The organism is Bradyrhizobium sp. USDA 3315, assembly GCF_054056795.1.
In genome coordinates, this window is sequence record NZ_JBSRYP010000001.1 from 6,767,639 (window position 1) to 6,780,266 (window position 12,628).

Annotated in this window: 13 protein-coding genes and 1 tRNA gene; 8 read left to right on the forward strand and 6 right to left on the reverse strand. The window is 65.4% G+C overall.

Features of this window, described 5'->3' with window-relative positions; genetic code table 11:
* Positions 1–38: 38 nt before the first annotated feature.
* Together ACVIYL_RS31740 and ACVIYL_RS31745 are read right to left on the reverse strand one after the other, a co-directional pair.
* Positions 39–395 carry a DUF6481 family protein gene (locus ACVIYL_RS31740; RefSeq protein WP_225161949.1) on the reverse strand — a complete coding sequence of 119 codons (357 nt, stop codon included), beginning with the start codon at positions 393–395 and terminating at the stop codon, positions 39–41.
* Between the two features lie 208 nt (positions 396–603).
* Entirely contained in the window at positions 604–828 is a 225-nt protein-coding gene (locus ACVIYL_RS31745) for a hypothetical protein (RefSeq protein ID WP_057016542.1), read from the reverse strand.
* Between the two features lie 188 nt (positions 829–1,016).
* Between ACVIYL_RS31745 and ACVIYL_RS31750 the strand changes: the two genes are divergently transcribed.
* Positions 1,017–1,193, forward strand: a complete 177-nt coding sequence (locus ACVIYL_RS31750) for a hypothetical protein (protein ID WP_456780479.1) — start codon at positions 1,017–1,019, stop codon at positions 1,191–1,193.
* 140 nt (positions 1,194–1,333) lie between these two features.
* Positions 1,334–1,609 (forward strand): hypothetical protein, encoded by a 276-nt coding sequence (locus tag ACVIYL_RS31755; protein WP_143270721.1) that lies wholly within the window; start codon positions 1,334–1,336, stop codon positions 1,607–1,609.
* Positions 1,610–1,624: 15 nt separating this feature from the next.
* On the opposite strand, the gene ACVIYL_RS31760 is transcribed toward ACVIYL_RS31755, so the two are convergent.
* Positions 1,625–1,801, reverse strand: a complete 177-nt coding sequence (locus ACVIYL_RS31760; RefSeq protein ID WP_166205288.1) for a hypothetical protein — start codon at positions 1,799–1,801, stop codon at positions 1,625–1,627.
* A gap of 208 nt (positions 1,802–2,009) precedes the next feature.
* Here ACVIYL_RS31760 and ACVIYL_RS31765 point away from each other — a divergent pair, with 208 nt between their 5' ends.
* The 3 genes from ACVIYL_RS31765 (at position 2,010) to ACVIYL_RS31775 (ending at position 3,930) form a co-directional block, all read left to right on the forward strand.
* Entirely contained in the window at positions 2,010–2,225 is a 216-nt protein-coding gene (locus tag ACVIYL_RS31765; protein WP_026192800.1) for a hypothetical protein, read from the forward strand.
* Positions 2,226–2,365: 140 nt separating this feature from the next.
* Positions 2,366–3,283 (forward strand): 2-dehydro-3-deoxygalactonokinase, encoded by a 918-nt coding sequence (locus ACVIYL_RS31770; protein WP_456781908.1) that lies wholly within the window; start codon positions 2,366–2,368, stop codon positions 3,281–3,283.
* An 11-nt stretch (positions 3,284–3,294) separates the two neighbouring features.
* Positions 3,295–3,930 (forward strand): 2-dehydro-3-deoxy-6-phosphogalactonate aldolase, encoded by a 636-nt coding sequence (locus ACVIYL_RS31775; protein WP_229191489.1) that lies wholly within the window; start codon positions 3,295–3,297, stop codon positions 3,928–3,930.
* A 16-nt stretch (positions 3,931–3,946) separates the two neighbouring features.
* On the opposite strand, the gene ACVIYL_RS31780 is transcribed toward ACVIYL_RS31775, so the two are convergent.
* Entirely contained in the window at positions 3,947–4,252 is a 306-nt protein-coding gene (locus tag ACVIYL_RS31780) for a hypothetical protein (protein WP_057016599.1), read from the reverse strand.
* Between the two features lie 232 nt (positions 4,253–4,484).
* Here ACVIYL_RS31780 and ACVIYL_RS31785 point away from each other — a divergent pair, with 232 nt between their 5' ends.
* Together ACVIYL_RS31785 and ACVIYL_RS31790 are read left to right on the forward strand one after the other, a co-directional pair.
* Entirely contained in the window at positions 4,485–4,898 is a 414-nt protein-coding gene (locus ACVIYL_RS31785) for an SRPBCC family protein (protein ID WP_456780480.1), read from the forward strand.
* Between the two features lie 20 nt (positions 4,899–4,918).
* A complete protein-coding gene (locus tag ACVIYL_RS31790) occupies positions 4,919–5,158 on the forward strand; it encodes a YdeI/OmpD-associated family protein (protein WP_456780481.1) in 240 nt (79 codons plus the stop codon).
* A gap of 666 nt (positions 5,159–5,824) precedes the next feature.
* Here the strand turns inward: ACVIYL_RS31790 and ACVIYL_RS31795 are convergent.
* The gene (locus ACVIYL_RS31795) at positions 5,825–6,295 is read right to left on the reverse strand and encodes a DUF992 domain-containing protein (protein ID WP_456780482.1); all 471 of its coding nucleotides are present in this window, start codon (positions 6,293–6,295) and stop codon (positions 5,825–5,827) included.
* 734 nt (positions 6,296–7,029) lie between these two features.
* A tRNA-Arg gene (locus ACVIYL_RS31800) sits at positions 7,030–7,106 on the reverse strand.
* 287 nt (positions 7,107–7,393) lie between these two features.
* On the opposite strand from ACVIYL_RS31800, the gene ACVIYL_RS31805 reads away from it, so the two are divergent.
* Positions 7,394–12,601 (forward strand): alpha-2-macroglobulin family protein, encoded by a 5,208-nt coding sequence (locus ACVIYL_RS31805; RefSeq protein WP_456780483.1) that lies wholly within the window; start codon positions 7,394–7,396, stop codon positions 12,599–12,601.
* Positions 12,602–12,628: the final 27 nt, after the last annotated feature.

Here is a 12,628-nt window from a genome sequence, read left to right on the forward strand (position 1 = left end):
GTCCGCAGGCCCGCCGCTCTGGCGGGCCTGGTTGTGCCTTAGCGCTTCTTCTTGCCGCGCTCCTTGCGTGCCGCGTAGCGGGCATCGCGCTTGGCCTTCTGCTCGGCGAGCAGCGCCTCCTCGCGGGCGGCTTCCTCTTCCTTCTCGCGCGCAATGCGGGCGGCGTCGGCGGCGGCGGCCTCTTCCTCGCGGCGCTTCTGCTCGGCCTTTTCGGCCTCACGGGCCTCCTTGGCCTTGGTGCGGCGTTCGGCGATCGCCGCGCGCTCCTCGGCACGTGCCTTCACAGCGGGATCGTCAGCTCCCGGCTGGGCGCGAAACTTGTTGAGGAGGTTTTGCCGCGCCTGCAGGGCCGCTTTCTGGCGGTCGGCAAAACCCGGTTCCTTGAAGCCACTCATAGAGGAAGCCTTGCTGCTTTCTGTTCGGGTGATGGATGGGGTTGGTTCGGCGTTTCAATAAGTGAATGGCGACGAAATTGCCAGTGGTGAACGGAGGGCTGTGGAGCAAGGGAGATATGAGCCAGCGTCAAGCAGCCATCGTTCGCCCCGCGGACGCGTGGTGAGTGGCTGGTCACCAAGGGCTGTTGAACAAGGGCTGTTGAAAAGTTCAGCCGCGCTGGAGGTGCTCGCGTCGTCCGTTACCCAGGACTTTGGCGACCGTCTCGGCGGTCATCGCGCTCCGGTCCGAGGCGCGCTGGGCTTCCAGCCTGTCGCGCGCCCTTTCGACGATCAGGAGGCTGATCAGCCGCTGCCTGCTGCTCTCATCGACAGCCTCCGAGAGCAACTGCCTGTAACGCTGATAGTCGTACGTCGTCGCTTCTTGTTCGCTCATCGGCACGCCCCGCATACGCGCTCCACTTCAGCGAGTAGTCTTTCGCGAGTCGCCCCTGGCGCGCAACGGAATTGCGGTGCCGACGGCCGCGGCTGTGCATTTCGTTGTGCGACTGTTGCAGAATTGATCGCACGCAACCATGCAAAGGGTCATGATGCGGACCGTGGCAACCGGGAACCGAAGCGGGCATGAGCGAATCCGACGACGGAAGCAGCAGAAGGGGCGCGCTGATCGGACTGCTGGTCGCAGCGGTCATGCTCGCGGTCGGCCTCTGGCTCGCGCATGACCTGACGGCGGCGAGCAAGATGCAGGACTGCCTGATGTCGGGCCGGACCAACTGTAATGTGATCGAGCCGGCGCGCTGACCCCGTCTTGCGGCAGTGCAATATCGATCACACATCAAGCCCAAAGACTCGGGCTGAACTGTTTGATCCCGGTTGTGATTCCGATCACACGCGGACAGGCGGGCTGCCTCGTCTCCTGGAGATCGGCGGGAACCAAGGCCATGATGTCCAAGCTGTGGTCCGGAAAGGGCGCGGCGCTGGCTGCCGCAGGCGCGGCGGGTGCCGTTTTGGTGGCGTATCTATCCCTGACACTGGCGTCGCCCGAGCCGGTGTCCAATGCGGCGCTCGGGCCGGAATGGCAATGCAGCCGGGTTGCTTTCGTGCTGACCACCTGCACCAGGGGGACCGAGGCGGAACGCGAGGCTGAGGCCAAGCCGGAAGGCGAGGTCAGAGCGATCCCGGTGCGGGCGAAGGACGATTGTCCGCCAGAACTCTAGCGGCCGTATTTCAAGTCATTTCTTGGTGGTACTGCGCGGCTTGATCGACAGGCCGAGGCGCATCGCCATCTTCTTGATCCGCTCCGGCGAGCGGCCGGTCGCCTTCACGACCTCCTCCAGCGACTTCGAGGAGCGTGCCAGTTCCATCAGTCGTCGGTCCTCCTTGAACGACCACCGCGGCTTTCGGGCCATCTTGTTGGTTTCCTTGTGCATTGCTGGGCAACAAAGCCGCCAGGCGGGGTCGCCTGACGGCCTTGCCGGTGTGGGCCCGGACCTTGGGGAAATGTCCGGTGGATAAGCAATACTGCTTCCGAATAAGGCCGCAATTGAAACCGGAATTTAACCTAACCCATCAAGGTTACTTGCAACATTACTCGGATACGGCGTGGCAGGAGGCCTTATGCGCAAGGTCGCCATTTTGAGTGCCGCAGCATTTTTACTGTCCGGTTGCTGGTCCGACCCGGAGGTTACGGGATCGACCAACAGCTGTGCGGCCAATCTTTACAGTCAGTACAATCCCAAGGTCATGGATCAGTGCGTCAACGCCTGCATCAAATGTGACCGCGGCAACGTTACGACCTGCACGACCTCCTGCACGCTGAAGGGCGCGCGGTAATCGATCCGCGCGTCCGATGCCAGCGAGGCCTCGTGGCGTCACGCCACCGAGCCGCCTTGCGTGGCGCGATGATCGCCTTTATCGCGTCTGGCAGCGGCGCCGTCGGCGCGCGGGACACTGAGAGCGTGGAACAGGGCGCGATGAGCGGGCTTTCCTATGTCGCGGTCGACTGGGGCACCAGCAGCTTCCGGCTCTGGCTGACGGGCGCCGGTGGCAAGGTGCTCGGTGAGCGCCGCAGCGATGAAGGCATGACCGCGGCAGCCAGGACCAGCTTTGCGGCCGTGCTGCAATCGCATCTCGATGCGCTGGGTGTGCCGGCCGACCTGCCGGTCGTGATCTGCGGCATGGCGGGCGCGCGGCAGGGCTGGGTCGAGGCCGGCTATATCGATACGCCGGCGCATCTGTCGGACATCCTCAAGGGCGCTGTCGTGGTCAGCGGGCAGACGCGCGAGATCCGTATCCTGCCTGGAATTGCGCAGCGTGATGCCGCCGCGCCGGACGTCATGCGCGGCGAGGAGACCCAGCTGCTGGGGGCGCTCGGCTTGAATGCGCCGGGCGAGGCGCTCGTCTGCATGCCGGGAACGCATTCCAAATGGGTGAGGGTCCGCGGCGGAACGGTCGAACGCTTTGCGACCTTCATGACCGGAGAGCTGTTCAGCGCGGTCGCGCGCGACACCATCCTGTCGTCGCACGCAGTCGCCGGCGCCGAGGAAGCGGTTGACGGCGATGCGTTCCGCGCGGCGGTCGCGGCGGCATTCGCGGCGCCGGCGCTAGCGGCCAATCTGCTGTTTCGCGTGCGATCGCGGCAGCTGCTGTTCGGCGGCAACGCACAGGCCGCGCGCGAGACGATCTCGGGCACGTTGATCGGCGTCGAACTCGCGGCGGGCCTTGCGGAGCGGGAGCAGGGAGCGCCGGTTACGCTGATTGCCTCGGGCCGGTTGCAGCGGCTCTATCAGATGGCGCTCGAATGCCTTTCGATTCCGCTCAATGTTATGGATGCGGAGGAGGCGGTTCGCCGTGGCCTCGCCGGCGCGGCGGCGGCGATCTGGAAGAACTGAGGGATCAACGCATGAGTATTCCGTTTCCGCCGATGAAGCGGCCGCTGGTCGCGATCCTGCGCGGCGTCAAGCCGGACGAGGTGCTGGGCATCGTCAGCGCGCTGCTCGACGCCGGCATGACCGCGATCGAGATTCCACTGAACTCGCCCGAGCCGTTCCGCTCGATCGAGATCGCGGCGAAGCGCGCGCCGGCCGATGTTCTGATCGGCGCCGGCACGGTGCTGACTGCAGCCGACGTCGATCGCCTGCATGACGTCGGCGGCCGCCTTATGGTGTCGCCGAATGTCGACGTCGAGGTGCTGGCGCGTGCCCGGGACCACGCGATGATCACGATGCCCGGCGTATTCTCGCCGACGGAAGCGCTGCTCGCCGCGCGCGCGGGGGCATCGAGCCTGAAATTCTTTCCGGCCAGCGTGCTCGGTGCCGCCGGCATCACCGCGATCCGCGCCGTGCTGCCGCCGGATGTGACGATCGCCGCGGTCGGCGGCGTCTCGGACCAGAATTTCGCCGAGTATGTGAAGGCGGGCATTCGCGCCTTCGGTCTCGGCAGCAGCCTTTACAAGCCGGGCATGACGGGTGCGGATATTGCGGACAGGGCAAGGGTGACGATCGAGGCGTATGACAGGGCCGTGCAGGGTACCGGCTAGGCTCGGTGCAAGCGCGCTAATCGTCCCGCCTGCCGCCGTCGATCACCCTGAACAGCGGGGCCGCCTCGCGGGGATTCTCAAGCAGCTCTTCGACCATGGCGATCGCGGCCGCGACGTACTTCCCGGTCGCGGCGTCCAGCGGCCGTTCGGCTTCGTCCGAGAGCGCAAGCCTTGCGCCTTCGAGCAGCTTGCGGGTGCGGACGGCGGACTCGTCGCCGGCGGTGAGGGCGGCGCGCGCGATCGATCGCAGCACGAACAATTCGCCCTCCAGCCGCAGCAGGCGGTCGTTCAGCTTGCTCAGGACGGTGTTCAGGTTCCGCATGACGCGCTCTCCGGGCATTGGACCCGTCTTCCATACACGGTCATTCCTGACGAAATTCTTGTGGCGACCACGCACCATTTGGTTGGTTGAATGGCGTCCCGGATCTCCTCATGTTCCCGGCGGCCCGGGCATTGCCATTTGACGAAGGCGTCGATGGCCCTAATAGAATGGCCGCGGTCCGGCGCCGCCCGGGAGGCGCGTCAGCTTCACCCATCGCTACGAGGGAATAGATATGAGGATTGCCGTCGAAACGACCGTTGCCGCGCCGATCGCGGATGTCTGGCGCGCCTATACGACGCCCGACGACATCAAGCAGTGGAACGCGGCTTCCGACGATTGGCACACGACCGCCGCGACCGTCGACCTGCGCACCGGCGGCGCGTTCTCGTCGCGGATGGAAGCCAAGGACGGCAGCATGGGGTTCGATTTCGCCGGCACCTACACCAGGGTCGAGGAGCCCCGGCTGCTCGAATATTCGTTCGGCGATCGCAGCGCGCAGGTCGCATTCACGCCGGAGACCGGCGGCGTCAAGGTGCAGGTCAGCTTCGACAGCGAGGATACCCACTCGGTCGAGCAGCAGCGCGACGGTTGGCAGGCGATCCTGGATAACTTCAAGCGCTACGTCGAAGCCAAGCGGCGGTCCTGATCCGGCGATCGGAGGGCGGCGTGACGCTGAAGCGACCCCGCGCGGCGATGCCGGCGAGCATTCGCCGCGAGCTCGATGCTGCCGGACTGATGCAGGCGTTCAAGACGCGCCCGCCGTATCAGCGCAACGACTATCTGCACTGGATCGGCCGCAGCGTGCGAACTGCAACACGGCGCAAGCGGATCGACCAGATGCTGGCGGAATTGAAGGCCGGCGGGGTGTACATGGGAATGGCGCATCGGCCAAGCAAACCAAAGTGAGACTCTCGCGGCGTGACCGCTGCGCGCTGTGCGTTCGCATCGCTCGCGTGATGTTTTGGTCGTGCGAATCCTCATCGAACAAAAAGGACGATCTCGGAATCGTCCATCGCGGTCCTGAAAATATCGACGACCGACGCGCGCTCACAATCTTCCAGAGAAACATTCTTGGATTAAGAAATTGCGAAGCGCGCTGCCGGCGCTCACGGCAAGTGGAACCTGCAATCGCACGAACGGAAAGCGATCAGTCCCTCAATCGCCGCCGGAACTTTGTTCACGCACGGAGAACTACGGAATCGTTTCGTGCGCTGAATGATAAAAACGGCGAGTGATTTCACGGCACACGGCGAACATCAAAAAAGAAAGGCCTCAGCGCGTGGGCCACGCTGAGGCCAAGTAGACACTTTGGTCGTGAGGCACCGTCGCCGGCGCCTCGATGCCTAACCTATCTTTGTTTCTGTGTTTCCAAATGGCCCATTTGGGCCATGCCGCGTGATAGCCAATTTGGGACATGCGCCGCTGGCACAAAGTGTGCAGACTTGGAGCTGTCAGGATTTTGCATCACCTTCCTGGGGCTAGGGCCAACGCCGTCCGCATCTATTTCAAGCGGACGGCGTTGTGCATTCTGGCGACCGCGCCGGCCATCGCCTGGCTGCGCCGCGCTCAGGGTCAGCGGTCCACCGGCCGAATCTCGAGGTTCTCGATTTTCAGAGGCGGCGTTGAGGGGACGTTCTGCTCGTTCAACGGATGCAGCGTGATCGGCGTATTCGTGCCGCCGGCGAGAACGTTGACGCCGGCGCCGTCGGCATGGGCGTAGCCGCCGGCGAGGTCGTCGCTTCCAAGCCACGGCACGGGCGCCGTCACCTTCCAGGTCATGGCGACTTCTTGATCTCCGATCAAAACGCCGAGGTTGCGGATGGCCGCGACAAAACGACTGTCCGGCGCGCTATCGACGTGCAGCACGCAATTGAGATTGGTCACCGGACCCACGACGAACCCGGTATCGGGGCCGCCACGACACTCAAGCGTTCCGGCCCGCACCTGCTGCGCATTGGCGGCTGCGAGCGGCGCAGCGAGAACCGCCGCACCACACGCAGCAGAGGCGATCGCACGGCTTGTCATACGCATGGTGCCGGACAACACGGATCGACGCGCGATCGGCCCATGCCCCCGCGTGCGGCCTTCGTTTGTGGTTAAGAGAGCCTTAGAGATTGGTTTGATTGCTGCCGACGGTCGACGTTCGCGAGCGACCGACCAGGAGGAAAACGATCGACCAACGGCGATGCTTTTTCGTCGTCGTCGCGGCTGACATCTCGATGGTGGGTCTATCGACGTCGAACGAGCGTGCTCGATTTCCAGGCAGGAGAGGCCGCGGGCGAAGCAAGGCAGCGGTCCTGGCACTGACGTCAGGCCGTTCGGATCTCGGTGGTGAGCCTGCCCCGAAAAATTACACCGCCGGGCTCGAAATGCATTGTCCCGGCGGCGCCTGTTCCAATCTGGGCCCGCAATCCCAGTCATGTTTGTGTCTGCAAAACCGGCGCCAAGGTTCGAGCGCCCCCGTAATCATACGGGGACTGGGGGGGCCGCGATGGGATTGGTGTTGGCTGCTTGTGCGCTGGCGAAGGTCCGATTGTCCGGGGTGATCCAAGCCGCGGCGCGAGAACGGCTGATCGCCACCGATGCTCTGCCCGCTCAGATATGATGCTCGAGCTTCCGCATCTCCTGCAGGCGAGCCAGGCAGAAATCCCGATACAATTCGTTGATGAAATCCCACATGACCTAATCCCCTTGGTCCAGTGCCGGGACACTACGCCGGGTTTGTTTCCGGCCGGCTTCGCGGCTTCTGGAAAATGGTTTCATTGGAGGGAGTAGGGTGGCGATCCCGGCAGGATTCGAACCTGCAACCCGCGGAGTAGAAATCCGCTACTCTATCCAGTTGAGCTACGGGACCGTGGCGGCCTTGTAGCACCGCCAATATGAAAAATCCGCTTTTCCGCCAAGTCCGTCCGAACCGATTTTTGTGGTCGAGCGACAAAGGCGAGCAGGGACCCGCCCTGCGTTGGCCTGGCCAGCCCGCCGCGCCGCACGACGCTGCCGTCGGGGGCTGGTCAAAGGAATGTCGGCAATGCGATCTGCGACGTTTTCGTCCGTTCATGTCCGCGCCTTCACTCCGTCACCTTTTCGCGCACTTTTGGCCCCAACGCGACGTTCGACCGCGGGGCGTTCAGGAGCTCCATCATGATCGGATTGGTTCGTGCCGCCACGATATGCGCCACGCTGTTGCTCGCCCTGGTGACCGCCCAGGCCGCGGACAAGGCGTTCAAGCGCGACGATCTCGCCGATTCCGCGATCAAGCTGGAAGCCCAGATCAAGAGCGAGGCCGGCGCGGTCAACAAATCGGCCGCGACCCTGCGCACCGACGCCGACGCCGCCTTCAAGCGCAATGATTTCCGCGGCGGGCTGCAGATCCTCGGCCAGATCGCGGCGACCACGCCGGAGGACGGCGCCAACTGGCTGCGCCTCGCCAGGACGATCTTCCAGATCCGGTCGGCGAGCTCCAGCGAACAGACGTTCCTGATGGAGCGCGCCTCCACCGCCGCCTACATCGCCTACCAGCGCGCCGGCAATGCGGGCGAGGAGGCGGACGCGCTCGCCGTGCTCGGCAAAGCGCTTGCCGAGCGCAAGCTGTGGCGCCCGGCGCTGGACAGCTTGCGGCTGTCGCTCGACATGCGCGAGGTCGCCGATGTCCGCGGCCAGTACGAGAAGATGCGCGACGAGCACGGTTTCCGGCTGCTCGATTATACCGTCGATTCCGACGCCGCCTCGCCGCGGGCCTGCTTCCAGTTCTCGGAGGAACTCGCCAAGCGTGTCGACTTCGCGCCGTATCTCGCGCTCGCCGGCACCGACAAGCCGGCCTTGTCGGCGGAGGGCCAGCAGCTCTGCGTCGACGGGCTCAAGCACGGCGAGCGCTACAACATCAATCTGCGCGCCGGCCTGCCGTCGACCGTCAAGGAGACCCTGCCGAAATCGGCCGAGTTCAACATCTATGTCCGCGACCGCAAGCCGTTCGTGCGGTTCACCGGGCGGGCCTATGTGCTGCCGCGGACCGGACAGCGCGGTATCCCGGTGGTCAGCGTCAACACGCCGGCGGTCAAGGTCGACGTCTTCCGGATCGGCGACCGCAACCTGATCAACACGGTGATCGACAGCGACTTCCAGAGCACGCTGAGCCGCTATCAGCTCTCCGATCTCGGCGACCAGCGCGGCGTCAAGGTGTGGTCCGGCGAGCTTGCGACAGCGACCACGCTGAACCAGGACGTCGTCACGGCGTTTCCGGTCGACCAGGCGCTCGGCGACCTGCAACCCGGTGTCTATGTCATGACCGCCGCGGCCAAGGGGCCGGGCACCGATGACGACGGCACGCTGGCGACGCAATGGTTCATCGTCTCGGACATGGGCCTGTCGGCCTTCTCCGGCAATGACGGTATCCACGTCTTTGTCAACTCGCTGGCTTCGACCGAACCGGTCGCCAACGCCGACGTGAAACTAGTCGCCCGCAACAACGAGATCCTGGCGACCCGCAAGACCGATGCCGCCGGCCATGTGCTGTTCGAGCAAGGCCTGGCCCGGGGCGAGGGCGGGTTGTCGCCGGCACTGCTGACGGTCATGGGCGAGAAGGCCGACTACGCCTTCTTGAGCCTGAAGACCAATGCGTTCGACCTCACCGACCGCGGCGTCGCGGGCCGGGCGATCCCGGCCGGCGCGGACGCCTTCGTCTACGCCGAGCGTGGCGTCTACCGCTCCAGCGAGACCGTCTATCTGACCGCGCTGTTGCGCGACGGGCAGGGCAATGCCCTGACCGGGACGCCGCTGACCATGGTGATCGAGCGCCCCGACGGCGTCGAATTCCGCCGCGCCGTGCTGCCCGACCAGGGCGCCGGCGGCCGGATGCTGGCGGTGGCGTTGAACTCTGCGGTGCCGACCGGCACCTGGCGCGCCCGCGTCTTTACCGATCCGAAAGGCTCGTCGGTCGGCGAGACCACCTTCATGGTCGAGGATTACATTCCCGAACGGGTCGAATTCGATCTGACCAGCAAGGAGAAGGTGATCAAAGCTGAAGTTCCAGTGGAGCTTCAGGTCTCCGGCCATTTCCTCTACGGCGCGCCGGCCTCGGGCCTGCAGCTCGAGGGCGACATGCTGGTAGCGCCCGCGGCGAACGGCCGGCCCGGTTATGCCGGCTATCAGTTCGGCGTCGACGACGAGCAGACCGCGAGCAACGAGCGGATCCCGATCGAGGACCTGCCGGAGGCCGATGCCAACGGCGCGGCGACCTTTCCGGTGAAGCTCGAGAAGGTGCCGACCTCGACGCGGCCACAGGAGGCCCAGATCTACATCCGCATGGCGGAGACCGGCGGCCGCTCGGTGGAACGCAAGATCGTGCTGCCGGTGGCCCCTGGCGCCTCGCTGATCGGCGTCAAGCCGCTGTTCGGCGACAAGAGCGTGGCCGAGGGCGACAAGGCCGAGTTCGACGTCGTGTTCGTCGCGCCCGACGGCAAGCAGCTGCCGCGCAACGGGCTGCGCTACGAGCTGTTGAAGCTGGAGTCGCGTTACCAGTGGTACCGGCAGAATTCGTCCTGGCAGTATGAGCCGGTCAAGTCGACCCACCGCGTCGCCGATGGCGACGTCAACCTCGCGGCCGACAAGCCGATGCGCCTGGCCTTCCAGCCGCAGCCCGGCCGCTACCGGCTCGACGTGAAATCGACCGACGCCGACGGCCCCGTCACCTCGGTGCAGTTCGACGTCGGCTGGTATTCCGACGGCAGCGCCGACACGCCCGATCTATTGGAAACCTCGATCGACAAGCCGGAATATGCCTCGGGCGACACGATGACCGTGTCGGTCAATGCGCGCACGTCAGGCAAGCTGACGGTCTATGTGCTTGGCGACCGCCTGCTGACCACCCAAAGCGTCGACGTCACGGAGGGCACCCGGCAGGTCAAGCTCCCCGTCGGCAAGGACTGGGGCACCGGCGCGTATGTCATGACGACGTTGCGCCGTCCGCTCGATGCCGCCGCCGGGCGCATGCCCGGCCGCGCGATCGGACTGAAATGGTTCGGCATCGACAAGAAAGCGCGCACGCTTGCCGTCGAACTGTCGCCGCCCGCGTTGGTGCGGCCGGGCTCGACACTGAAGATCCCGGTCAAGCTCGGCGGGCTCAATCCCGGCGAGGACGCCAAGGTGGTGCTGGCCGCGGTTGATGTCGGCATTCTCAATTTGACCAATTACAAGCCGCCGGCGCCGGACGACTACTATCTCGGCCAGCGCCGTCTGACCGCCGAGATCCGCGACCTCTACGGCCAGCTGATCGACGGCATGCAAGGTACCCGCGGCCAGATCCGCAGCGGCGGCGACTCTGCCGGCGCCGAGCTGCAGGGCTCGCCGCCAACGCAGAAGCCGCTCGCGCTCTATTCCGGCATCCTCACGGTCGGGCCTGACGGGACGGCCGAGGTGAGCTTTGATATCCCGGAATTTGCCGGCACCGCGCGGGTGATGGCGGTGGCGTGGAGCGCAACCAAGGTCGGCCGCGCCAATGTCGACGTGATCGTGCGCGATCCCGTGGTGGTGACCGCGACCTTGCCGCGCTTCCTGCTGACCGGTGACAAGGGCACCATCAGCATGGATATCGACAATGTCGAAGGTGCGGCCGGCAACTATGCCATCAGCGTCAAGGCGAGCGGCCCGATCAAGGCTTCCGGCAATTCGACCACGATGGTGAAGCTCGCCGCCAAGCAGCGCTCCTCGCTGTCGCTGGGCCTCGAGGCCGGCGGCGCCGGACGTGCCGAGTTCGACGTCGACATCTCCGGGCCGAACGGGCTGACGCTGGCGCGGCATTATGCGCTCGACGTCAAGCCGGCGACCCAGGTTCTGGCGCGCCGTTCGATCCGCACGCTGGCGAAGGGCGAAAGCCTGACGCTGACCTCGGACATGTTCTCCGATCTTGTGCCGGGTACCGGCAGCGTTTCGGTCTCGGCGAGCCTGTCGACCGCGCTCGATGCCGCGAGCATTCTGAAGGCGCTCGACCGCTACCCGTATGGCTGCTCCGAGCAGATCACGAGCCGCGCGTTGCCGTTGCTCTATGTCAATGATCTCGCCGCCGGTGCCCATCTTGCGATGGACACCGCGGTCGACCAGCGCATCCGCGACGCGATCGAGCGGCTCCTCGCTCGACAGGGGTCCAACGGCTCGTTTGGCCTGTGGTCGGCGGGCGGCGACGAGGCCTGGCTCGATGCCTACGTCACAGACTTCCTGACCCGGGCCCGCGAAAAGGGCTTTGCGGTGCCGGACGTGCTGTTCAAGAACGCGCTCGACCGCGTCAGGAACTCGGTGGTCAATGCCAACGAGCCGGAGAAGGACGGCGGCCGCGATCTGGCCTACGGCCTCTATGTGCTCGCGCGCAACGGCGCGGCGCCGATCGGTGATCTGCGCTATCTCGCCGACACCAAGCTGAACAATCTGGCGACCCCGATCTCCAAGGCCCAGCTTGCGGCGGCGCTGGCGCTGGTCGGCGACAAGGCGAGGGCCGAGCGGGTCTATGGTGCCGCGCTCGATGCGCTGAACCCGAAACCCGTGATCGAGTTCGGCCGGGTCGACTACGGCTCGGCGCTGCGCGATGCTGCAGCGCTGGTCTCGCTCGCTGGCGAAGGCAATGCACCGCGCACCACGCTGACCCAAGCCGTGCTGCGGGTCGAGGCGGCGCGGGGACTGTCGCCCTACACCTCGACGCAGGAAAATGCGTGGATGGTGCTGGCGGCGCGGGCGCTCGCCAAGGAGACGCTGGCGCTCGACATCAACGGCCAGCCGGTCAAGACCGCGGTCTATCGCAGCTACAAGGCCGAGGAGATGACCGGCCAGCCGCTCAGGATCACCAATACCGGCGATGCGCCGGTGCAGGCGGTGATCTCGGTATCGGGCTCGCCGGTCACGCCGGAGCCGGCGGCCTCCAACGGCTTCAAGATCGAGCGCAGCTATTTCACGCTCGACGGCAAGCCGGCCGATGTCACCAAGGCGAAACAGAATGACCGCTTCGCGGTTGTCCTGAAGGTGACGGAAGCCAAACCGGAGTTCGGTCACATCATGGTGGCCGACTATCTGCCGGCCGGGCTCGAGATCGACAACCCGAACTTGGTGTCATCGGGGGATTCCGGCACGCTCGCGTGGATCGAGGACGGCGTCGAGCCGAAGAACACCGAGTTCCGCGATGACCGCTTCACGGCGGCGATCGATCGGGGCGCCAACGACAAAGCGGTGTTTACGGTCGCCTATGTCGTGCGCGCGGTGTCGCCGGGCAAATATGTGCTGCCGCAGGCCTATGTCGAGGACATGTACAATCCCTCGCGCTATGGCCGCAGCGGAACCGGTGCGGTTGAGGTGAAGCCGGCGAAATGAACAAGGACGCGCGGCGCAAACTCTTCT

Coding starts and splice junctions, on each gene's coding strand:
- ACVIYL_RS31740 (WP_225161949.1), bottom strand. CDS start 395: ATGAGTGGCTTCAAGGAACCGGGTTTTGCCGACCGCCAGAAAGCGGCC.
- ACVIYL_RS31785 (WP_456780480.1), top strand. CDS start 4,485: ATGAGGATTGCCGTCGAAACGACCGTTGCCGCGCCGATCGCGGATGTC.
- ACVIYL_RS31765 (WP_026192800.1), top strand. CDS start 2,010: ATGCGCAAGGTCGCCATTTTGAGTGCCGCAGCATTTTTACTGTCCGGT.
- ACVIYL_RS31745 (WP_057016542.1), bottom strand. CDS start 828: ATGAGCGAACAAGAAGCGACGACGTACGACTATCAGCGTTACAGGCAG.
- ACVIYL_RS31775 (WP_229191489.1), top strand. CDS start 3,295: ATGAGTATTCCGTTTCCGCCGATGAAGCGGCCGCTGGTCGCGATCCTG.
- ACVIYL_RS31805 (WP_456780483.1), top strand. CDS start 7,394: ATGATCGGATTGGTTCGTGCCGCCACGATATGCGCCACGCTGTTGCTC.
- ACVIYL_RS31750 (WP_456780479.1), top strand. CDS start 1,017: ATGAGCGAATCCGACGACGGAAGCAGCAGAAGGGGCGCGCTGATCGGA.
- ACVIYL_RS31770 (WP_456781908.1), top strand. CDS start 2,366: ATGAGCGGGCTTTCCTATGTCGCGGTCGACTGGGGCACCAGCAGCTTC.
- ACVIYL_RS31780 (WP_057016599.1), bottom strand. CDS start 4,252: ATGCGGAACCTGAACACCGTCCTGAGCAAGCTGAACGACCGCCTGCTG.
- ACVIYL_RS31760 (WP_166205288.1), bottom strand. CDS start 1,801: ATGGCCCGAAAGCCGCGGTGGTCGTTCAAGGAGGACCGACGACTGATG.
- ACVIYL_RS31755 (WP_143270721.1), top strand. CDS start 1,334: ATGATGTCCAAGCTGTGGTCCGGAAAGGGCGCGGCGCTGGCTGCCGCA.